We start from the raw sequence: 20,982 nt of genomic DNA, 5'->3' as shown, positions 1-20,982 counted from the left end.
GGTGGGTCATCGTTACCTGCCCCGTTTGCCCTACATGCGCGGGGCCGAGGTGGCACGCGGCACCACCTGCGGCTCCCGGCCCACGAAGATGCGCGACGGCAGCACGAAGCCCCGCAGTGCCAGCATCTCCAGCGGTCCCTGGCCGACTTCGGTGCGCATCTGGTAGCGGATCGGGTAGGCCATCTCCGCTTGCGGCGGCAGCCTCGCCGCACGCTCCGTCAGGCTGTCAGCCTCGGCAGCGCTCGGCTCAAGCTCGCTGGTTGTCGGCCCCTTGGTGTCGGGCGTGCCTCGCCAGGTCAATTGATAGACGGCGCTGTCCAGCGGCTCGACGTGCGCCCGCTCCAGCATCCGCACGAAGCCAAAGCGGCCGCCGAACTCATAGCTCTTGTTGGTGCCCGCGTGCTCGGTCTGCCACTGCAGCCGGGTGCCCAGGTCCTGCAGGTTGTTGGCAGGCCAGGTCATCGCCTGCCAGGTCTCGCGCTGGTTGTAGTAGTGCAGCTTCTGGCTGTCGACGGTCAGCACCGTGTCGGTCAGGCCCGGCGTGGGAATCGGCTTGACCTCAAAGCGATACTGCGGCTCGCCTTGCGCCAGCAGGCGGGTGGCGATGCGCTGCAGGGCATTGACCGCCTTGAGGAAGGCCGGATCGAAGGCCAGCGCCTGGCCGCCGGTGGCCGCCGGCACCCATTGATCGCCCTGCAGTTCCAGCACGCCTGCCAGTTGCGTGCCGAGGAACGCCCCGATCACGCCGGTTTGCGGGCGCAGGAAGCGCGCCAGTTCCGGCAAGGAGGCATCGTTGGCGCTGTCGGCGAACGGATAGCGCCCGGCGAACGATTTGCCCCATGCCATGGCAATGCCCTGTCGCCAGGCGTCGTTCAGGCTCGCCTGCGCGGGTTGCAGCACGGTCTGCGTGGCCTGCGTGATCGGGCGTACGAACAACGTCTCGCCCATGCCCGCCCACTGGTTGCCGAGGCTCGCCGCCATCAGTTGCGCATAGGCCCGGGTGTCGGCCAACTCCGATCCCTTGCCCTGGAAAAGTGCCTGCGCCATCTGCCGGGCTTGCGCGTCGGCATCCGCGCTGTTGCTGACCTGCTGCAAGCGCAGGCGCAGCGCCGTTGCGCGGTCGAGGAAACGTTGCAGGCTCAGGTCGCTGCTGCTGCCTGCATTGGCGGCCTGGCCCTGTCCCACCAGCCGCAGCACCGGTCCGAAGGCGGCGCCCAGCGGCCCGGCCGTGTCCGGCTTGATCGCCTCGGGTCCCGCCGTCTTCTTGCCCAGCAAGTCCTGGGCCTTGGCCACCAGCGTGTCGGACAGCGAATCCTTGTGCGCGCCGGCGCCACCCTGGTATTCCAGCGACTTCATCAGCGCGATCACCGGCGACTGGCGCGCATCGGCCATCAGCTTGAGCTGATCGATAGCGGCCGGCAGCGTGGGGGCGGGTTCCCATTGCAGGCTGTTCATGAAGCCCTGCCAGCGCTCCGCGTAGTCGGCGAAGTACCGCTCGGTCAGAGCCGCCTGCAGGGCTTCGGCAGAGCGGCCTTCTGTCGGCGATGCCTGGGGCTTGCCGTCGGTCAGCACCCAGTCGCTGGCGATCTCGCTGCGCCTGGCGGCGGCCTCGATGGCGGGAGCGACATAGCCCTCGTAGGCCTGGCGCGTGAAGATACCGGGCACGATCGCGGTGGCGCGCACCAGCCCGCGGGGATCGGCGCCGGCCGTCAGCGAGACCAGGGTCGCGTCCGGATACTTGTTGCCGCCGTTGTTCGCGAAGGCATTGATGATGCCCTGGTAGATGGTGTCCTCGCCGTTGCGCTCCCCGATCACCGCCAGCAGGGTCTGGCGAGCGCCGGCCACGAGTTCCGGGCGGGGTTCGATGCGCCAGTCCGGGTTCGCCTTGAGGTGCTGGGCATAGAACCTGAGCAGGCGTTCGGCGAGGTCCTGCCGCTCGCCCGGCGTGATGCGGGCATCGGTAGACCAGCGTCGTACCAGTTGCGGGGTCAGAAAGGCCGGGTCGGCACGCTCGGGGGCGGCCAGCATCAGGTAGGTCTTGAGGCCTTCGTGACCGCCCAGCGCCCAGCGGCTGGTCTGCTCGTCCAGCATGTCGGTGCGCATCTGCGCGAGGTCCACCAGCGACGCCTCGAGGTCCTGTTGGACCGGCGTTGCCAGCAATCGGCGACTGGCCTGCGCGTAGGGCTGCCACAGGGCGTCAAGCACGGCTGGGTCGCGGTTCAGGCCAAAGCGGGTCGCGAGCGGTGCGTGATGCTGGGTACGGTATTCGTAGCGCTCGATCTGCTGCTGCAGGGCAAGCAGTGCGCGCAGGCGTTCGGCGGCATTCGGGGCCGATTGGATGCCGGTCACGGCCTGCCCGGCAACGTGCATGTCGCGGCCATTCAGTACGCCAGACACTAGCATGCCGGCGCTCCACAGGCCGATGGCCGTCAACGCCAGAGTGGAGCACACCGTGACCGGATGCCAGCCGATCCGGCGGCCCGGTTGGCGGCGGACGGCTTCGCCCAGGTACTGCCAGAGGGGCAAGTCGGTACCAGGCTCGTCGTCCGCATCGGCGGCAGAGCCCGGATATGGGGCGAACACAATGCCGCTGAGCGGGAGGCGTCGGCGTTGACTGCTCACCAATCCACCGATCCAGTCGGCGAGCACCGGGCCTCGCGTGTCGAGCCGCTGGGAGAGGGCTCCCATATAGCGGTCACGCCCATTCTGGATCAACTGCGCGACGCTGCGATTCGCCAATTGGTCACGCAGGGTCTGCAGCGCGGTGCCGATGGCGGTGGCGTCAGCTTGCCGCGGCAACTCGCAGCCGATCACCGGTGTATCGCCGTGGGCGGTCACGTCTGCCTGGGCGACATCGAGCAGGTAGATCGGTGCAGACCAGTGCAATACCTCGGCGATGCGAGCCAGGTGGAGGCCACAGGGCATGGTACTCCCGCGTGGCTTGGGCAATTGGGCCTCGCCGTCGGTCACGAGGACCACGGCATCGACCGGATGGCGCCGGCGCAGCCTGTAGATCTGCTTGAGCCATGCGGCGTCCGGCTGGCCGCCCTCGCCGCCCTTGCTCCATAGCAGCACCGCGTCAGGGATGATCAGCCAACCTGGCTCGGCAAGATCAGGAAGGAATTTGGCGATGGCATGGTCATCGCCGGTTAGAAGTAGCCAAGGTTGGCGATAGTGCCAGCGAAGACCATATTGCTGCCTCCCTGTCTGACGAAATCGCACCAAAGGGTCCAATGTCACATTCGTTCGACCATCGACAGTAACAATGCTCGCTTGCGTTGTACCAACCATCTCCGACGTTCGGGATCCCAGCCACCTTCTCAGCCCATTCAGTGCGTCCCACCAGCGGCTCACGCGATCAAGCGATGCGAGAATGGCTAGCACGAGCGTGCCAACAGCCACCGCCGATAGCCAATAGCTTCGCGCCTCAGGCGTCTTGATGCCTATGGACTCGCCCCATAGCCAGACGGCACCGGCAATCAACAGGGCAAGAACGAGTATCGAGACCAGGTCGATCCGCAGCTTCTTCATTGTTTGGTGAATATCCTCATGCTCGCGTATCGAGCCTGTCTGGAATGGTCGACGTGAACGTCACCTGTCCTGTGAACCTAGACATCCATATACGATGAGTGCTGTGACGGCATCAGCCGCGGACTCGGCTCACAGCCACAGACACAAAGGTCATCGCTCAAAGCCGCTTGTCGCGCGTCAGGCCCCGTCATCACCAATCGCGGACCAACGCAAACGATCCGCCCCATCGTCTTGCAGACTGGACACCACACCAGATCATTCTCATAGGCCTGCTCACGGCCGCCCAGCATGTCGCCACCGTCACCGCCCACAACGACTCCACCCAGCGTGGTGAAATCCCCTTTCGTGATGTCGTAACGTCTCACCAAAATCCGCTCCCTATGCATCGTCCTCCGAAACGCTGAAGCGCCAACGAACCAACCGCCTTGGCAGCTTGACCATGGATCACGGCCAAGCCGCTATCTAGACTGGCCCCGTCTCGAGCGATTGCCTTCGAATTACCGCGACATCCACACCGTCCGGCTCGCCGACAAATACAAGCTGGTTTGGAGCGTCGCCGGACAGCGTTCCCGCCGAACACGCGATTGCGAGCCAAGCTGCTGCTGTCCCGGCATGTCCTGCGGTCTGATCGAGATCTACGGGCTGTGCGCCGAGTCCCATCTTCATGGCCTCGCTGTGCAGAGCGCCAGCCTTTGCCGTGTCGAGACCGGTCCGCCAGACCCCCTTGATGCCCGCAGCCGTGATATCGCCCCATTTAAGAGCATGTGACAAGACGTCGTTCGACTGTTCAAAAGGGCCGTGTACTGGACGATGGAGGTTTGCCTGACGCATCACGGCCAACCTGCTTGCTGGTTCGTCTGGCATGAGCAGGATCGCCACGCCCGCCTCGGCTGCGCCAGCGGGCGGTGTGGCGCTCAGCACCGGATGCAGTTGAATGGCCACGATCAGCTTCGCGTGGCGTTCGCCCTGGCCAGCAATCTCGTCGAGCCAGCCATCGAGAACACGAAGACCGGTTGGCTCAGTCTCTTCGACAATCTCCATGGCTCGAAACCGACGTTCTTGCCACGCTTTCCACCAGAGCGCCACATAGTCCTGCCTTCGCAATCCACCCGAGACCCAAAGGCAAACACCCAGACCCGTTTGCGGAGGCAGCGTCCGAATTTGTTCTGCAAGCTCGTCAAGCAGTTCTGAATACAGCCATTGCGTCACCCCGCGATGGCGCTCCTCGTCTCTCTCTTTTCCACCGGGCACAAGCTGTACGCCAGGCACATCCAGCCAGCGAGCCCTCACCGGATCGCCTTCGCTGGCGATGGGCTCCCGAGTAGCGATCCTGACCGTACCAGCCTGTATGCCAGCCAGTGCGTTCTCATTCCGATCCGACGAGATCCGATGAGCCGCACCGAGCACCGCCAGCGGACGCGCCGCCATAGCAAAGACGTGCGCGTTGTACCTGCGAATCGCTTCGTTGCGCATCAGAACGTCGAGCTTGCGGCCCTCATGATGACCATACCGGCGCAGCACTATCCAGGTAGGCAGCCCCAAGGGGAAAAGGGCCAGGGTTAGCCAGAATCTCCATGTGTGCGTCGGCAAATGCTTCGGCCATAACAGGAGAACCGCCAATGCGCCTCCCAGTGCCATGGCAAGGAACGCGATCGCCCATACCACCCGCGACGGCCGCGTGGTCATCTCCGGCTCTTCTGTCGGCAGCAGCGAGAAATCAACGGCCATGTCCCGCTCCGGTCATTTTGTACCAAACAAGACGAGGGGATGTGCCGCAAGCGCATGCGCGCGGTGACACCTGCCTGCGGCAGCATCGCGGGATTCGTAGCGCTTCTGATGAACTGAAGGGAAAACCTCTTCGCACAAATAGCGCATGGCTTCCCCTACCGAAAAGTTGGAGGGCGAAGCAAGCGAATGCCCCGAAGCCAGCATCGACACCGGCGCGGCTGTCATTGCCAGGAGCATGCGGCGGCGAGAGAACTTGCTCATACGGCCCCCGGGCGCAAACGCAGTGAATCCACCACGGCATCCCACAATTCCAGCGCTTCCTCGTCGCTGGCGAACGATTCCTTGTTGGTGAGGTAAGCGCTCTCGCCGACCTGCAGCGATACATTCAGGTTGGGCTCGGCCAGGGAGTCCGCTTTTCCTGGCGCCTCCCATTTGAAACCATAGGTTCGTTTCCCGTCCTGTGTGCCGGCCACCAGAATTTCATCGGCCTCGATGGGGCCAACCGGACGCGCACGGTTACGCAACTGGACAACGCCAGTTACGGCGCTCAGCAATCCGGCCAGGATGCCGCCGGCGCGCTTGCGCAGACCGGGTTCCACGCTGCGTTGCACATATGACGTAACCGTCAACGACACATCGGGCTTGCCGGCCAAGCGAATAATCATTGCCCAGCTTTCTAAGTTCAGATCATTGTCTATCAAGATCGCATCGCTTGCCGCATAACCAATCCCAGTTGGAATTTCCCCTGTTGGAATCTCCCGCCATTCTCGGGATAGTTCATCTCGAACGGACAAAGCTGATTCTCGACGACTTGGCGATACGCTCCCCGAGTAAGCCAAGGTTCTGGTTCCGGCCAAGAAATAGGTGTCAAAGCGATACAATATGTCACTCGTTGTCTTGTTCCACGAAATCAATGTGACTGAGCCATTAGCATGCGGTACCCGTTCGATAAACATGCTGCCATGTTTATCGTGCTTTGCTGCTCGCAATGCCTGTTCCCGTCGAGCAATCAGATTGTCAAAATCCCTCCGGGTCTGAATTTCTCGTAATGGTTCAATTCTCACCTCGTTGTACTTATAGCTCTCGACAGTTCGCACATCCGCTGGTAATTCGACCAGATGTCGACCAATCGCACGAGTTTTCCATCCTTCCTTCATGCTGACTCCCTTCTTTGTGCCATTGCATCTGTCAGATAATCTTGATGATCCCAAGCGTCATGGCTATCGGCAGAGGCGAGAAATCAATCGTCATGCAGCGCTCGCAGAGGACAAGAGAATGTGTGAAAAAGCCGCGCGTAGTGGCCACTCACCAGCACCTTCGTGGCGCTTCTGGTGAACTGAAGGGAAAACCCCTTCGCACAAATAGCGCATGGCTTCCCCTACCGAAAAGTTGGAGGGCGAAGCAAGCGAATACCTCGAAGCCAGCATCGACACCGGTGCGGCTGTCATTGCCAGGAGCATGCGGCGGCGAGAGAACTTGCTCATACGGCCCCCGGGCGCAAACGCAGTGAATCCACCACGGCATCCCACAATTCCAGTGCTTCCTCGTCGCTGGCGAACGATTCCTTGTTGGTGAGGTAAGCGCTCTCGCCGACCTGTAGCGACACATTCAGGTTGGGCTCGGCCAGGGAGTCCGCTTTTCCCGGCGCCTCCCATTTGAAACCATAGGTTCGTTTCCCATCCTGTGTGCCGGCCACCAGGATCTCATCGGCCTCGATGGGGCCAACCGGACGCGCACGGTTGCGCAATTGGGTGACACCGGCTACGGTGCCCAGCAGTCCAGCCAGGATGCCGCCGGCGCGCTTGCGCAGACCGGGTTCCACGCTGCGTTGCACATATGACGTAACCGTCAACGACACATCGGGCTTGCCGGCCAAGCGAATGATCATTGCCCAGCTTTCGAAGTTCAGATGCTTGTCCACCAAGATCGCATCGCCTGCTGTGTAGCCAATGCCAGTTGGAGTTTCCCCCTCTGCAATCTCATGCCACTTTCGGGATAGATCAGATCGAACGGACAATGCCGATTCGCGGCGGCTTGGCGATACGTCTCCGGAGTACTTCAAGAACACTGATCCCGCAGGGAAATAAGTATCGAAGCAATAGAGAATAGTCGAATCCGGATCTTCCCACGAAATTAGTGTTACCGAGCCATTGGCATGTGACACGCGTTCGATAAACATGCTGCCATGCTTATCGTGCTTAGCCGCGCGCAATGTCTGCTCTCGCTGAACAATCAGCTCGTCAAAGCCCGCCTGAGTCTGAACATCTGGCAACGGTTCAATCTTCACTTTATTGTACTTATAACTCTCGATCAGCCTTGCATCACCTGGAATGTTTATCAGATGCCGCCCAATAGCACGGATTTTCCATCCTTCTTTCATGCTGACTCCTTCTTGTGCCACTGCGCCTGCTGGGCGATCTTGATGATGGCGAACATCGTGGAATAGAGCGAGCGCAGATGCTTGTCGCCATAGCTCCCCTGATGGTCGTAGCAAAATTTACTATTTCGCTCTCCCCGATTGCCCTGCCCATGCGCAAAGCTCAATGCAATACCGGCCTTCCCAGGCGCCGCGCCAGAGAGGTCCGGCACAGTACCGTCGCCAGGGCAATCTGGGGTACCAATCGTTAGGCTCAGCCCGCTTGACGTCCTCAACTTTCCATTGCCATCGTCGCCAACGATGTTGATATTGCTCGGCTCCTGCGCTCCAATGTCGCCCCCCTCCCAGGCTACCTCTCCCCAAGTGAAGCGGTTCTTGCTCGCCATCACGCCCGTGCCGAACATCCCGCCTTTGTCACTGTCGGCATCGCGCCTCCCTTGGGCGCCGTAGTGAGCAAAGGTGGGCGTCTTGTATAGTTTCTCGATCGCACGGTGGAATACTCGAACGCGCTCAACTGTCCGACTTAATGCATCTCGCGGAGTACTCTCGTCTGGTATGAATTCATCGTCATCTTGCGCGTTGGCCTCCTTTCCCGCCGGATTCATCAACCCCAAATTCGCATCCGGCACCAACCCATACCACGCCGGCGACAGATAGATCTCGCTATAGGGATCGCCATTGATAGGCAGCGGCGTCATGACGTCAGCGCCGGTCTTCTTGTCCCGTAACCTGAGCCAGGGCTTGCCATCGTTGTAATCGGCAGTAGGCAACAGCTCCAGCCCCCCTGGTGCTTGCGAAAGGATGGCAACCACATCTGCGGCGTTCCGGCCGAGAAATACCTGTTCCATTCCTTCGAATCCCGCACGCATGCGCTTATACGTGGCCGGTGCCCCCGTAGCCGGCTGCACACCGTGCGAGACACCGAGTACCTTTTCGCACTGGTGGATCTCAGTCAGCGACCGGCTCACCAGTCCACCCATCGAATGCGTGACGACGATGACCTGTTCCGCCATTACGCGACCTGGTTTCCTCCGTCGAATGCTGCACTGATTGTTTCCTTGTCCATCCGGCGTGTCCTCAGCAACAACCGTCTTGCCTTCGTTGTAATAGGGCAGGATCGTGTTCTCGATCAGGTCCTTGATGGCTGCGCCGGAGTCACGGTTGCTTTGCAACCAGTTATAGCCTCCCGCCCAAACGTCGAACTGGTAGTTGGCCGCATGCAGGATCTCTTTGCGCGTCAATGCCTCACCACCCTCGGCGCCCCAATCGGCAGGCGCATCCTGTCCGAACTCCGCCGCCCAGTTCTTCAGGTCAGCCTCGCAACGCGTGAAGTCATACTCCGCCAGCGAATTCAAGAGGTGCTGCAATTGCCCCATGAACGGATGATGGGACGAACGCATCAACGCGCCCCAGCCCCGCGCCACCAGTACATTCTTCGGCAGCCCGCTCTGCCCGGCATCGATTGGACCGCTGGGATCGATCTCGACAGTCTCCGTGCCCAGATCACCGGCACGCTCTTTTGTATTCTTGAACGCATAGCTGAAGAGTTGCCCGATCGCATCCGCCGCACCTCGCAGGTCTGCATTGGGTGGCCGCCAGACGATGTTCTTCCCTTCCTTCTTTCTGAGATTGGTTCCCATGATGCCGGGCAGGAAAAGGATGGGAATCACGTAGGGCTTGGCAAGGATGATCTTCTCGCGCTGATCCTCTGCCGGCGTCAGGGTTGCTGAACTGTACTGATCGCCATCGTTGTCGACGACGCTATGGTAAAAAACGGGGCTCGATTCGGCCATGGTGTTGTTCGAGTATGCGGTTGGGCGGATCAATCCATCAGTCGGATACGAAGGGGTTCGACAAACAGGCTCTTCTGGAGTGGCGTCTTTCCCGCCGAGTCCGTCATCATCTTGAGCTTGGTGCCATCGCCGCGCAGAACCTCGACGCTCGTATTGGCAAGCGGCTCCCCCGTGGACGGGTTACGAATCACGTAGGCACCATGGAAGTTCGCGTGTTTCCACGTATTCATTTCCTGAGCCAGGGAACTCGGCCCTTGGCGGCTGAATGCAGTCGACTTGATCGTCCGCTCTCCGCGCGTTCCATCCTCGATCCCTGTCGATGTCATACGAAAGTAGGAGCCGCCACATTTGAGCAGCAGCTCATTCTTGGCCTCGATAACGACACGCCCGTTTGCACTGGTGATCGTCATATTCTTGTCTGCCATCAGCCGCATCTCATCGCTCTGTGCCTCGATCTCGACCTTCCCTCTTGAGGCGAACAGTTTGATGCCAAGTTTCTGCGCAAAGATGGATACCAGTTCGCCAGCCGCGACCGTGAAGCGCTTGAGCACACTGAGATCGGCATGGCCGCCCGACGTGGCGATCAGGTTCTCTGCCGCACTCAACTGCAAGTCGGCGCCCGATGCCAGCGCCATGCCCGCTGGTGCGCTGACAAGGATCCCGGCCTTCTTGAGTTCGTTCAACGTGTCATCGAGCAGTGCCCTTTGCCTGTCACAGGCGGCTGCAACTGCTTGCGCGGCTTTCGCTGCCGATGCCAGCGCTTCGCTTTGCTGGAGCGCTCGCAGTAGCAGTTGCTGTGCGGCCACCATGTCAAGCTGTTCCCCGCCTGCGCCAAGCTGGTCATTCGCCGAAACCAGCAATCCCTTGCCGCCCCGGATCGCCCCCCAGCCCGACGTGCGCAACTCGAAGCCGTCTCCCCGCTTTTTCTTCTGATGATCAACGAGATACCCCAGGTTGAGCTGGGTCTTGCCATACTCGGTGGAGAGCTTGATCCCCTCCTGCCCCTCCCAGTCCTCAAACCGCAGCTTGTTGTTGCTCTGCGTGCGAATCACGTTGCGCGACAGCCAGCGATCCTGATTGGTGATCAGGTCAGGGTGCTGGCTGGTGTGCTGCACGCTAGCGATGTACGGCTTATTCGGGTTGCCGTCGCGGAACGCCACGTCCACATAGGTGCCGTCGATCAGAGGAAAGTGAAAGCCCGTCTGCCGCGCCCCGGCGAACGGCTTGGCCAGGCGCAGCGGCACGCTCTCGCCGCCATTGGGCCAGGCGTCGAAGTCGAAATCGAAGCGGACGATGTAATGGCCATCCTGGGTCAGGTAGGCATACTTGTACTGACCCGGCGAGGTGATGCGGGCGCTCAGCGTGCCGGCGATGCGCGGCCAGTTGGCTTCGTCCATCGGCAGCCGGAAGCGCCGGTCCGAGGGAATGGCCTTGTAGGTGTTGCGGTAGGCGGTATCACGCGCGCCGGTGTGGACGACCTCGGTGACCACCTGCCCGTTGGGCGCGTCGGGCAACGCCAGGTCCAGTCGCAGGATGCGCGCCGGGCGCAGCGCCAGCACGTTGCTCTCACCCGCGTAGACCAATTGGCCGGCGAACTCGGCCTCGTGACGCAACTGCGCTTCCCACTTGGCGTCGTCGAAGTCCAGGTGATGTGTGCCATACACGTAGGACTGACCGTAGGTGGTCCTTTCCTTCGCGACATCGGCCTCTCCGGCGGGGCGTTCCCATGCCTTGTCGGGATTGAAGTCCGCGACCCGGAATGATTCGGGAATGGTCCGCGCATGGGTCCCGAGCGAGAACACCGTTTCCTGGCCTGATTCCAGTCCCGCCGTCTCGCGATAGGGCACTCGCAGCTCCGGCTGGTAGAGGTAATGGTCGATGTCGTCGCCGAACACGATCATCTCGCCGAACTCGCCATGGATGAAATAGCAGTACAGGCCCTCCTGCTCCATCAGCAGCCGGATATAGTCCCAATCTGATATCTGGTACTGCATACGCAACTTGTGCTGCGGGTACTTGCGCCGCGTCTTGAAGGCGAACTGGTGGCCCTTGAGGTCATGGCGGCGCAGGATGGCCTCGATGATCTGGGGCGCGGTCTGCTGCTGGTAGATACGGCTGGCGCGCGTGAGCCGCAGCCGCGCGACGAGCGGCTCCACGACGATCTCGTAGCCGCAGAAATCCCGGGTCTGGCGGGTCTTGGAGAAGCGCGTGATGCAGCCGGCAAACTTGCGTGGCTCGCTGCCATCAGCGGGAACAATCAGGAAAGTCGCGTCTTTGCCCAGATACCCGGCTCGATCAAGCTCAAGCGGATGCGTCAGTTGGATGGTGACGGCATAGGGCTCGCCCATCCGCTCCACTGCCTCGAACGACACCACCGACAGCGCGGCGGCGCTGGCTGTGCCCGGCACCTCGAGAAAGTATGCCTGCTGCCCGGTGGTCAGCGCGCGGTTGCCGATTGCCTTGAATTCATCGAAACCTTCCGCCATTGTTGTTCACTCCGTTTTTTCCATGCCGTTACGCTCGGTCTTTCGTATCGGGCTGACCCTTTTCTTGTCGCAAATCTTGTTGCAAATGAAAAGTGACTAGATACGTTGTGGTCGTGGCACGCCATCGCTGCACTAGTCATCAAGTGACGACACAGCAAGTCAGGCTCGATCATAGAGGTGACGGCGGCGAGGCTTCAATCAGATTAATCCCATTTTCACTGATAAAATTCGTAAACCTGAATTAAAGGAAATTTCATTTCCAATGAATGCCAAATACGCAAAGGCATGCGGGCCGAATGCGGGCATATTGGCGATCCCCGCGCATTGACACTTGTTCGCAATGCGTGGCGCGCGAGCGACGCCGCCGTGCTCTCGGTAGATAGCCGAGCGGCGCGGAGCCAAAACGGCCAGCATGAGGCGGGTCCCGGGATCGACCTGGCACGGCGCGCGGCGCATGCTGCGGGTATGTCATGTATCGCGAGCAGCAGCGGACACCGAGAGTGTGATGACGGATGTTGTTTCCTGATACAGGCTATCTATACGCAGAAAATTCCATTTATTTCGAAGAAATTTCTGATAATAATCAGACAATCCGGTGGCATGGAACTTATCGCTGGGAGCACCTGCGCGCGCCCCTTTCTGCGCTCCGCAGTCCAGCTCCCTCTTCCAAGCCAGAGCCAGTCAGCAGCAATCTGCGCTGGCGCAAGAAAACCCACCTTCCGCTGTCACAACGCGATTCCCCCCGCCGTCTTGTGATCATGCGAGGCGCGCAGGGCGCCCGCGAAACCAGGCAAAGGGAATCCCATGACTACGGCACGTCTCAATTTCTTTCAACTGGCCCCGGCCAACCTGAAGGCGATGATCCATCTCTCGGGCACCGTCAAGCAGAGCTCGCTCGGCCCGCGGCTGGTGGAGCTGGTGCAACTGCGCGTCTCGCAGATCAACGGCTGCGGCGTCTGCATCGACATGCACTGGCGCGACCTCGTCAGGCAGGGGGCCGACGCGCGCCACCTGAATGCCATCGCCGGCTGGCGCGAGGCGCCGTTCTTCGACGCCCGCGAGCGCGCCGCGCTGGCCTGGGCGGAGGCCGTCAACGCGCTGCCGCAGCGCGACGACACCGATGCGGCCTACCCGGCGCTGCGCGAGCAGTTCAGCGAGAACGAGATCGCCGAGCTGTCCTACGCGATTGCCGCCATCCGGGGCTGGAACGTGATGAACCTCAGCCTGCGCAACCAGATCCCCGAGAACCCGCCGCCCGGATTCTGAGCGCGGGCGGCGCGGCCGGGACCGGCAAGACTTTGCCGGCGGCCGCGCCTGGCTCAGGGCACGCCGGGCGCCAGCTTCGTCGCGGCCAGCTCGCGGCCCAGCGCGGCGGCGATGCGCGCGAGCTTGTCCGGGTTGCGCTGCGCGTGGATGCGCACGATGCGCTCGCCGTCGGTCTCGATCGCCTGCGCCGATTCCAGCGCGCCGTCGATAAAGCGCAGCAGGCCCCACTCGCCGTTGAGGGTGACGGCCTCGAAGTGCACCGCGCCCCGGTATCTCAGGCTGGTGGCGAGGTAGAGCTGGGCGATGCGCCGGCCGCCGACGAGCGGCACGCCGAAGCTGGGCACCTTGCCGCCGCCGTCGCCGATCAGTTGCGCGTCCTCGGCCAGCATGGCCTTGAGCGCGCCGAACTCCCCGCGCGAGGCGGCGTCGGCGAACCCCCGCAGCAGGCGCAGCTGGGTTTCGCGCGGGACCACGTAGCGCGGCCGCTCGTCCTGCAGCTGCGCCTTCGCGCGGTGGACGATCTGCCGGCACGCGCTCTCGGTCTTGCCGAGCGCGTCGGCCACTTCGCCATAGTCCGCATCGAACACTTCGCGCAGCAGGAACGCCGCGCGCGCCTCGGGCGCGAGGCGCTCGAGCATGGCGAGAAAGGCGACCGACACGTCGTCGGCGCGCTCGACGATCTGCTCCGGCGTGGCCGGCGAATCGGCCATCACCGGCTCCGGCAGCCACGTGCCGACGTAGTGCTCGCGCTGCGCCTTGGCGCTGCGCAGCCGGTCGATGGCCAGGCGCGTGGTGACGGAGACCAGCCAGGCTTCGGCGCTGTCGAGGCGCTCCTTTTCGGTGCCGTGCCAGCGCAGCCACGCATCCTGCACGACTTCCTCGGCCTCGGCGGCGGAACCCAGCATGCGGTAGGCGATGCCCTGCAGGCGGGGGCGCAGGCGGGTAAAGGTGTTGGTGTCTTCGTTCATAGCTCCCCCAGACGTTTGACGCCCCCGCGTTGTGACAGGTGACGGCCATGCCGGCCCGGCGGCGCGAACGGCGGGCTCCGGCTGGATTGATACTAGACCGTCCCGCGGCCCGCGGCGGCCCGGCATGCCCAGCCAAGGACAACCCATGCGCTGCCGGTGAAATAGGCGCGGGAGCGCTCCCCGCGGCCGCGCGCCGGCAGCGCGGCACCGGTCCGCCGCCGTCATGTTCCGCGGCTGCTTAAGAATCCGACACATTCGGCCGATAACGACAGTGCACGCAGGCTGCACTGCGGCGTCGCTTCGCCTAGGGGAAGGCCAGCGGCCACAGCGCGGGCCATTTCTCGGCCCAGCAGCATGCGTGGGTGGCGCCCTCCACCAGTTGCACGGGGGGCTGCCGCTCGGCTGGAAAGCGGGCGGCATAGGCGGCCGCCACTTCGCGTGTGACGTTGGTATCGCTGTCGCCCACGAAATGGATCTGCGCGATGTCCTGCAGGCGGCGCCAGTCGTCGGCCGGATCGAGCGAGCCGTCCAGCGGCGGCACGCCGTGCAGCGTGGTCCACGCGCGCGGCGCCAGGTTGCCGGCCACCGTCACCAGCCGCACCACGTCGTGGCGCCGCGCGGCGACCAGGGCCGCCACGGCGCCGCCGCCGGAGTAGCCCACCAGCGCCAGGCGGCGCGCGCCGTAGCGCTGCATGAGCGCGTCGATGGCCTGGCTGGTGGCTTCGACCGCTTCGGCGGAGAAGCGCCGCGAGGTCCAGTCGGGCGTGCCGCAGCCGCGCCGGTCGTCGCCTTCGGCGAACTGGCACGGCCGCGCCAGGTAGACCGCGGTGCCGCGGACGTGGAGCAGGGCGAGTTCGAGCGCCACCGGGCGCAGGGGCGTGGGGTCGTCGGAGGGCTGCGTCGGGCTGAGCCAGGCCAGGCCGTCGCCTTCCAGGTAGACGGCCAGCGTGTCGGCAGGCTCGTCGGCCGCCGTGGCGGGCGGCGCGTAGGCGGTGAGCACGAACGTGCGCGTGGGCAGGCGCAGACGCTGCCAGCCGTGCGCGAGCGCCAGCGTGTCGGCGCCCTGCCGGCGGTCGGCGGGCGAGAAATGGGTACAGGCAGCCAGCAGCGCGGCTGCCAGCAGGATCAGGATCGTTGTCCGCACGGGGAAAACCGGAAGCACCAGAGCGAGAGAGAGCACAGGCAGCACAGACCACCACCAGGGAGGAGATCCACGGCGCCACCAGCGTAGTTTCGAGAGGAAGAAATCAAAACCGGCCCGGCTTCCCCGAATCCCGGGCCGCACAGAACAATAAAAACAAAAAACAAAAAAAGTCGCGAAAACAAAGCAAGCGGCAAGTCTACTGCAGAGGCTTGCCCAACACCGGGTTCTTGCAAGCATGAAACAACAACGCAGTATCGTCCGGCAGGCTCGTTCTGCCCGTCCCGACGCATCGGCGCAATCCGCGCTGCCGCCGTCCCTGCCCCGCGCCATCGCCGGCGCCGTCCTGCTGGCGGCCGGCCCGCTGGCCTCGCTGCCGGCGCTGGCCTTGCCGGCACCGTGCCAGCTGTTCCAGCCCAATACCGTTTCCGGCACGCTCAACCAGACGTGCCAGCTCGGCTCCGCCAGCAGCCTGATCGTGACCTCGCCCGGCGGCCTGATCAGCGTGACCGGTGCCGCCGCGGTATCGGTCAGCGGGCTGCTCTCGCCCGTCACCGCGATCGAGAACCACGGCCGCATCGAGAGCCTCGGCAATCCCGGCCAGCCCTTATTGCCATCGCCGATGAACAATGGCGGCGATGCCATCGCGATCGGCATCACCGGCAACGGCGCCACCGCGCTCACGGTCAACGGCATCCTGAACGGCATCGAGGGCACCATTGCGGCAACCGGCGGCGGCGGCAGCGTGGGCATGCCCCTCATGCCCGACGGCAACGGCGGCGCAGCCACGGCCATCAGCGTGGCGACCGCCAAGGTCACCACCATCGACAACCACGGCACCGTCACGGCCATCGGCGGCATGGCCGGCAGCGGCAGCCCGTCACCGCTGCCGGGCGCCGCGGGCGGCAGCGGCATCGGCATCGACCTGCAATCGGCGAGCGTCGACACGCTGGTCAACAACGGCGCCGGCAGCACGATCAGCGGCACCGGCGGCGCAGGCGGCAGCGGCGCGGCGATGATGGTTCCCGGTGCCGGCGGCCGCGGCATCGGCGTGAACATCACCTCCAGCACGGTCGGCTCCATCCGCAACGACGGCACCATCAGCGCCACCGGCGGCGCGGGCGGCCCCGGCATGCCAGGCCTGCCGGGGATGCCCGGCGGCGGCGCCAGCGCCGGCGCCGCCTACGGCATCAACATCCAGGGCAGCACGGTCGGCGGCATCGCCAACAACGGCACCATCAGCGTATCCTCTCCCGGCGGCCAGGCAGTCGGCATCAACGTGGGCAACAGCACGGTGGACAGCATCACCGTGGCGGGCACCATCAACGCGCCGGTTGCCATCATCATCGACCCCGCCAGCACCGTCACCAACGGCATCAGCGTCACCGGCGCGCTCAACGGCACGGTGGCGCTCAACAACGCCACGCTCAACCTCGACCTGAACAGCGCCGTCGTGACCGGCAGGGTCAGCGGCGGGGCCGGATCGGCGGTCAACGTCAACGGCACCTTCACCTCGGGCAACACCTTCAACGTCGGCACCTTCAACGTGGCCAGCAACGCGGTGTTCAACATGGGCCACGGCGTCACGGTATCGTCCGGCCTGAACAACGCCGGCACGCTGGCGGTGGCCGCGGGCACCACCGCCACCATCACCGGCAACTACACGCAGGCCGCCGGCGGCCTGTTCCAGACCGGCCTGGACAACGACGGCCGCTACGGCAAGCTGGTGGTCACCGGCACCGCCGACCTCTCCGCCAGCAACAGGATCGGCGTGAACGTGAGCGGCGCGCCGTCGCTCGTCGCCGGCACCACGGTGCAGCCCGGCATCATCACCGCCGGCACGCTGGTGGCCGGCCCCGCATTTACCGTGACCGACAACAGCGCGCTGTTCGACTTCATCGCCACGCGCAACGGCAATGCCGTGGACCTGTGCGTGGCGCGCGCGGGCGCCAGCTCCTGCTCCGCCGCCCCGGTCACGCCAGTCACGCCGCCGACGTCGGACCCCGTGCCCGCCGCCCCGGCACCGGCGCCCACGCCGGCGCCCGTCATCACCGTGGTGAGCAGCGTCACCGGCGCGCACAACATGCCGGGCCTGGGCGCGGCGCAGGTGCTCGACGCCCTGATCTCGCAGGGCGCGGCCGCCCCGGCCGGCATGGCCCCGGTGATCACGGCACTCGGCACGCTTGCCACGGAACAGGCCGTCTCCGACGCCGTCAAGCAGACCCTGCCGCTGATGACCGCCGGCATGACGGAGGTGAACACCGCCGCCATGCACGCCACCAACCGCGTGATCCAGTCGCGCCAGGAAGCCAACCGCGGCCTGTCCTCCGGCGACGACTTCGTGGCCGACCGCCAGATCTGGTTCAAGCCCGTGGGCTCGTGGGCCAAGCAGAACGACCGCGACGGCGTGGCCGGCTACAAGGCGAACACCTACGGCATGGTGTTCGGCGCGGACAGCGCCGTCAACGACAAGATCCGTGTCGGCGGCGCCTTCTCGTACATGCACAGCCGCATCGACGGCAACTCGCCGGTGGCCGCGCAGAACGCCAGCGTGGACGGCTACCGCCTGATCGGCTACGGCAGCTACGGCCTCGACGCGCGCACCGACATCAGCGTGCAGGCGGACGTCGGCACCGGCCACAACGAAGGCCGGCGCAACATCAGCTTCGGTGGCCTCGACAGCCGCGCGTCGTCGAGCTACAACAGCTGGAACGCCCACTTCGGCGCCGGCCTGGGCCGCGTCTTCGACCTCGCGCCGAAGACCACCTTCACGCCGTCGGTGCGGGCCGACTACACCTTCATCCAGGATGCGGCCTACACCGAGACCGGCGCCGACGCGCTGAGCCTGGCCGTCGGCAGGAACACGGCCCGCGAGCTGATCCTCTCCACCGACGCCCGCCTCAACCAGGGCATCACCGAGCACGCCATGTTCACCGCCAACCTCGGCGTGGGCTACGACGCGCTGGCCCGGCAGTCCGCCATCGCGGCCTCCTACGTCGGCGGCGGCGCGCAGTTCGTCACGCGCGGCCTGTCCCCGGCGCGCTGGCTGATGCGCGGCGGCCTGGGCCTGGTGGTGACCAGCAGCAAGGCGATGGAAGTGACCGTGCGCTACGACGCCGAGGTGCGCGACCACTTCACCAACCAGACCGCGTCGGTGAAGGTGCGCCTGCCGTTCTAAGGCGCCCGCCCTGCCCGCCATCCCTCCCGGGGCGGCGGGCAGGCGTCATCGAGGCCGCGCGATGCCACGCGGCATCGCGCGCCACGCGGCGTTTCGCGCGTCCCCGCCCCGGGCATGGCCCGGGGTATCGGGCGCGTATTTCCCCCTTTTTTCCCTCGATTGCCCGCGTTTTTCGCGGCTTATCATCGCGACTTATCATCGCGTCCTATCATCGCCTCGCAGACGATGCCGTGCATGCCGGCACCGGTCCCTTCGCACCTCGCCATGACCGACCCTACCCCCGTCCCGCCAGTCCGGCCTCCCGGCCTGCTTGCCGCCCGCGGCCTCGCCGTCGGCGTGTTCGACCTGTTCCACGTGGGCCATCTGCGCTATCTGCAATACATCCGCGCGCGCTGCCTGACGCTGGTGACGGTGGTCACGCGCGACGCCACCGTGCAGGCCAACAAGCGGCGCGCACCGGCCATGCCGGAGGCGGAGCGGCTGGAGATCGTGCGCGGGCTGGGCTGGGTGGACGAGGCGCTGCTGCAGCCGGACAGCCTGGAGAACACCGAGAGCGCGCTGCGCTGGCTGGCGGCGCTGGCGGTGGACCACGTCTTCATCGGCGAGGACTGGCGCGGCAGCGCGCGCTGGGCGCGGCTGGAACCGCGCCTGGCCGCGCAGGGCATCGGGCTGAGCTGGACGCCGCGCACGGACGAGGTGTCGACCACGGTGCTGCGCCAGCGCATCCTGGCCAGCCTGAGCGAGTAAGGCCGGCGGCGGCAAACCCGGCCACCGCCCGGGTCACCGCCCGAGTCACCGCCCACCCCCCGGCCCGCTTCAGGCGGCGGGGCGCAGGCCGGCCAGGCGGCCCTCCAGCACCGCGGCGAGGCGCAGCAGCAGGCCGTCCCGCGGGGTGTGCCGCTCGAGCACGAGCCGCACCAGCCGCAGGGCCTTTTCCCAGTAGCCGTTGAGGCAGGCATTGGCGATGCGCGAGTAGGCGTACCACTGCGTCAGCGCCGAGAATCCCACCAGGTTGTGGGCGCCGATGATGGTGTCGAAGGCGGGGTCCGGCACGCGCCAGTCCTTGCCGTAGATGGTTTCGAGCCAGCCGTGCGGGTCTTCCAGCCACCACACCGGGCCGGCCGGGCCGGCCTGCTGCGCCAGCCGCAGCGGGCCCGGGAAGCGGGTCACGCGCTGGTGGGCGGCGGGCGCGCCCTGCCCGGTCCAGAAGCCGCCGAGCAGCGTGGCGCCGCCGGGCTCGGGCTGCAGGCCGCACAAGTCGAGCACCACGTCGTGGCGGGGATGATGGTAGCTCGCCATGTTGTCGATGGCGAAGAGCGGCGGCGGGCACTGCCAGCCGTGGGCGCGCAGGATGACGTGCGCGGCGGGCAGCTCGGCCACCAGCAGGCCCAGGTCGAGATCCTTGTCGAACGGCAGCAGGCGGCGCTCGCGCACCAGGCCCAGCAGCGTGCCGGCATGGGCGAACGCGCGCACGCCGCCGGCCGCGAGCTGCGCCAGCGCCTGCCACAACAAGGCTTCGACCTGCGGGTCGGCGAGCCTGCGCATGGCAGGCTGCGGGTTGTGGACCAGCGGCGCCACGCACAGCGCCTCCAGCGCCTGCCGCTGCGCCTGCGCGCCGTCTGCCACGCGCTGCTGGTGCAGCAGCGCGGTGCCGAGGAAAAACAGCCAGTAGGGCCGCAGCGCGGGGTGCACGTCGGGCGCCGCCAGCAGGACCTGGCAGGCCTGCCGCACCGCGGCGGCGTGCCCCAGCTCGAGCCCGAGCTGGCACCAGGCGCGGATGTCGTCGGGCGGCATCGCGCCGCCTTGCTGCAGGCGCGCGTTCAGGGCGGCGAATGCCGCGGCGGGGTTGTTCTCCGCTTGTGCTTCCATGCTGCTTGTCGTCTCGCTGTCTTGTCGTCTCGTTGTCTCGTCGGTGCCGGGCCGCCTGTCTAGCCGGACGTGGCCCGACATGACCCGGCATGACCCGACTTGGCCGGCGCGGCTCAGTCCACCGTCACCACGATCGCCACGCGCCGGTTCTCCGCCCGCCCCGCGGCGGTGCGGTTGTCGGCCACCGGGCGGGTCTTGCCGAGCCCGCGCACCTCGATGTTCTGCGGCAGGAAGGCGCTTTCGGCCAGCACCCTGGCCACTGCCTGCGCGCGCCGCACCGAGAGCTGCTGGTTGTATTCGGCGGAGCCGGAATCGTCGGTGTGGCCGTCGAGCCGGACGCGGTCGATGCCGGCCCCCTTTAGCGCCGTGCCGATGCGCTGCACCACCGCCCGGTGCTCGGCGCTGATGGTGTCCTCGTCGAGGCCGAACAGCACCTTCTCGGACAGGTTCAGTTCCCAGCCGCCGTCGGTGAGCTGGAAGCCCTGCTGCCTGAGCGTCTCGATCTGCGGCGGCGTCAGCCGGCCGGCCGCCGCGGGCGCCGGCGCCTGGCAGGCGGCCAGGCCCAGCGCGGCGATGGCGAGGGCCGTGCCCAGCCACAGTCTTGCGCGGGCGGACAGGTTCGATGGCACGATGGATCTCCTCTTC

16 protein-coding genes are annotated in these 20,982 nt (G+C 65.3%); 3 read left to right on the top strand and 13 right to left on the bottom strand.

Annotated features, from left to right (window positions below; translation table 11 throughout):
• Positions 1–30 precede the first annotated feature (30 nt).
• The 9 genes from ACWTPI_RS21685 to ACWTPI_RS21645 all read right to left on the bottom strand — a co-directional run bounded on the left by ACWTPI_RS21685 (position 31) and on the right by ACWTPI_RS21645 (position 12,329).
• Complete coding sequence (locus ACWTPI_RS21685; protein ID WP_454732685.1) at positions 31–3,531, bottom strand: ImcF-related family protein; 3,501 nt, start codon at positions 3,529–3,531, stop codon at positions 31–33.
• 77 nt (positions 3,532–3,608) lie between these two features.
• Positions 3,609–3,896 carry a PAAR domain-containing protein gene (locus ACWTPI_RS21680; protein WP_454732684.1) on the bottom strand — a complete coding sequence of 96 codons (288 nt, stop codon included), beginning with the start codon at positions 3,894–3,896 and terminating at the stop codon, positions 3,609–3,611.
• Positions 3,897–3,993: 97 nt separating this feature from the next.
• Positions 3,994–5,259 carry a hypothetical protein gene (locus ACWTPI_RS21675; RefSeq protein ID WP_454732683.1) on the bottom strand — a complete coding sequence of 422 codons (1,266 nt, stop codon included), beginning with the start codon at positions 5,257–5,259 and terminating at the stop codon, positions 3,994–3,996.
• 12 nt (positions 5,260–5,271) lie between these two features.
• Complete coding sequence (locus ACWTPI_RS21670) at positions 5,272–5,520, bottom strand: hypothetical protein (RefSeq protein ID WP_454732682.1); 249 nt, start codon at positions 5,518–5,520, stop codon at positions 5,272–5,274.
• On the bottom strand, positions 5,517–6,416 hold the full coding sequence (locus ACWTPI_RS21665) for a T6SS immunity protein Tli4 family protein (protein WP_454732681.1): 900 nt from the start codon (positions 6,414–6,416) through the stop codon (positions 5,517–5,519). The genes ACWTPI_RS21670 and ACWTPI_RS21665 overlap by 4 nt, the downstream gene beginning before the upstream one ends.
• A gap of 323 nt (positions 6,417–6,739) precedes the next feature.
• Positions 6,740–7,639: a T6SS immunity protein Tli4 family protein gene (locus ACWTPI_RS21660; protein WP_454732680.1), complete on the bottom strand. Its 900-nt coding sequence runs from the start codon at positions 7,637–7,639 to the stop codon at positions 6,740–6,742.
• A complete protein-coding gene (locus ACWTPI_RS21655; protein ID WP_454732679.1) occupies positions 7,636–9,429 on the bottom strand; it encodes a hypothetical protein in 1,794 nt (597 codons plus the stop codon). Before ACWTPI_RS21655 ends, ACWTPI_RS21660 begins: the two co-directional genes overlap by 4 nt.
• A 29-nt stretch (positions 9,430–9,458) precedes the next feature.
• Positions 9,459–11,915, bottom strand: a complete 2,457-nt coding sequence (locus ACWTPI_RS21650) for a type VI secretion system Vgr family protein (RefSeq protein WP_454732678.1) — start codon at positions 11,913–11,915, stop codon at positions 9,459–9,461.
• Between the two features lie 198 nt (positions 11,916–12,113).
• Positions 12,114–12,329 (bottom strand): hypothetical protein, encoded by a 216-nt coding sequence (locus ACWTPI_RS21645; RefSeq protein WP_454732677.1) that lies wholly within the window; start codon positions 12,327–12,329, stop codon positions 12,114–12,116.
• A 390-nt stretch (positions 12,330–12,719) separates the two neighbouring features.
• Between ACWTPI_RS21645 and ACWTPI_RS21640 the strand changes: the two genes are divergently transcribed.
• Positions 12,720–13,181 (top strand): carboxymuconolactone decarboxylase family protein, encoded by a 462-nt coding sequence (locus ACWTPI_RS21640; protein WP_020423987.1) that lies wholly within the window; start codon positions 12,720–12,722, stop codon positions 13,179–13,181.
• A gap of 53 nt (positions 13,182–13,234) precedes the next feature.
• Here the strand turns inward: ACWTPI_RS21640 and ACWTPI_RS21635 are convergent, their stop codons facing one another.
• Together ACWTPI_RS21635 and ACWTPI_RS21630 are read right to left on the bottom strand one after the other, a co-directional pair.
• Complete coding sequence (locus tag ACWTPI_RS21635; RefSeq protein WP_454732676.1) at positions 13,235–14,149, bottom strand: RNA polymerase sigma-70 factor; 915 nt, start codon at positions 14,147–14,149, stop codon at positions 13,235–13,237.
• A 304-nt stretch (positions 14,150–14,453) separates the two neighbouring features.
• Positions 14,454–15,293, bottom strand: a complete 840-nt coding sequence (locus tag ACWTPI_RS21630; protein ID WP_454732675.1) for an alpha/beta fold hydrolase — start codon at positions 15,291–15,293, stop codon at positions 14,454–14,456.
• A gap of 235 nt (positions 15,294–15,528) precedes the next feature.
• Here ACWTPI_RS21630 and ACWTPI_RS21625 point away from each other — a divergent pair, with 235 nt between their 5' ends.
• Both ACWTPI_RS21625 and ACWTPI_RS21620 read left to right on the top strand, forming a co-directional pair.
• A complete protein-coding gene (locus tag ACWTPI_RS21625) occupies positions 15,529–18,468 on the top strand; it encodes an autotransporter outer membrane beta-barrel domain-containing protein (protein WP_454732674.1) in 2,940 nt (979 codons plus the stop codon).
• Between the two features lie 264 nt (positions 18,469–18,732).
• Positions 18,733–19,215 carry an adenylyltransferase/cytidyltransferase family protein gene (locus ACWTPI_RS21620; protein WP_081651579.1) on the top strand — a complete coding sequence of 161 codons (483 nt, stop codon included), beginning with the start codon at positions 18,733–18,735 and terminating at the stop codon, positions 19,213–19,215.
• A 69-nt stretch (positions 19,216–19,284) separates the two neighbouring features.
• On the opposite strand, the gene ACWTPI_RS21615 is transcribed toward ACWTPI_RS21620, so the two are convergent.
• Together ACWTPI_RS21615 and ACWTPI_RS21610 are read right to left on the bottom strand one after the other, a co-directional pair.
• Complete coding sequence (locus ACWTPI_RS21615; protein WP_454732673.1) at positions 19,285–20,337, bottom strand: hypothetical protein; 1,053 nt, start codon at positions 20,335–20,337, stop codon at positions 19,285–19,287.
• A 113-nt stretch (positions 20,338–20,450) separates the two neighbouring features.
• A complete protein-coding gene (locus tag ACWTPI_RS21610; RefSeq protein WP_020206223.1) occupies positions 20,451–20,966 on the bottom strand; it encodes an OmpA family protein in 516 nt (171 codons plus the stop codon).
• Positions 20,967–20,982 lie beyond the last annotated feature (16 nt).

Source organism: Cupriavidus ulmosensis (assembly GCF_977008105.1).
The sequence above is the reverse complement of the archived record's forward strand: the minus strand, read 5'-3'. Positions and strand labels throughout refer to the sequence as shown.

Coding starts and splice junctions, on each gene's coding strand:
- ACWTPI_RS21640 (WP_020423987.1), top strand. CDS start 12,720: ATGACTACGGCACGTCTCAATTTCTTTCAACTGGCCCCGGCCAACCTG.
- ACWTPI_RS21685 (WP_454732685.1), bottom strand. CDS start 3,531: ATGAAGAAGCTGCGGATCGACCTGGTCTCGATACTCGTTCTTGCCCTG.
- ACWTPI_RS21655 (WP_454732679.1), bottom strand. CDS start 9,429: ATGGCCGAATCGAGCCCCGTTTTTTACCATAGCGTCGTCGACAACGAT.
- ACWTPI_RS21650 (WP_454732678.1), bottom strand. CDS start 11,915: ATGGCGGAAGGTTTCGATGAATTCAAGGCAATCGGCAACCGCGCGCTG.
- ACWTPI_RS21625 (WP_454732674.1), top strand. CDS start 15,529: ATGAAACAACAACGCAGTATCGTCCGGCAGGCTCGTTCTGCCCGTCCC.
- ACWTPI_RS21645 (WP_454732677.1), bottom strand. CDS start 12,329: ATGCTGGCCGTTTTGGCTCCGCGCCGCTCGGCTATCTACCGAGAGCAC.
- ACWTPI_RS21615 (WP_454732673.1), bottom strand. CDS start 20,337: ATGGAAGCACAAGCGGAGAACAACCCCGCCGCGGCATTCGCCGCCCTG.
- ACWTPI_RS21675 (WP_454732683.1), bottom strand. CDS start 5,259: ATGGCCGTTGATTTCTCGCTGCTGCCGACAGAAGAGCCGGAGATGACC.
- ACWTPI_RS21635 (WP_454732676.1), bottom strand. CDS start 14,149: ATGAACGAAGACACCAACACCTTTACCCGCCTGCGCCCCCGCCTGCAG.
- ACWTPI_RS21660 (WP_454732680.1), bottom strand. CDS start 7,639: ATGAAAGAAGGATGGAAAATCCGTGCTATTGGGCGGCATCTGATAAAC.
- ACWTPI_RS21620 (WP_081651579.1), top strand. CDS start 18,733: ATGACCGACCCTACCCCCGTCCCGCCAGTCCGGCCTCCCGGCCTGCTT.
- ACWTPI_RS21665 (WP_454732681.1), bottom strand. CDS start 6,416: ATGAAGGAAGGATGGAAAACTCGTGCGATTGGTCGACATCTGGTCGAA.
- ACWTPI_RS21670 (WP_454732682.1), bottom strand. CDS start 5,520: ATGAGCAAGTTCTCTCGCCGCCGCATGCTCCTGGCAATGACAGCCGCG.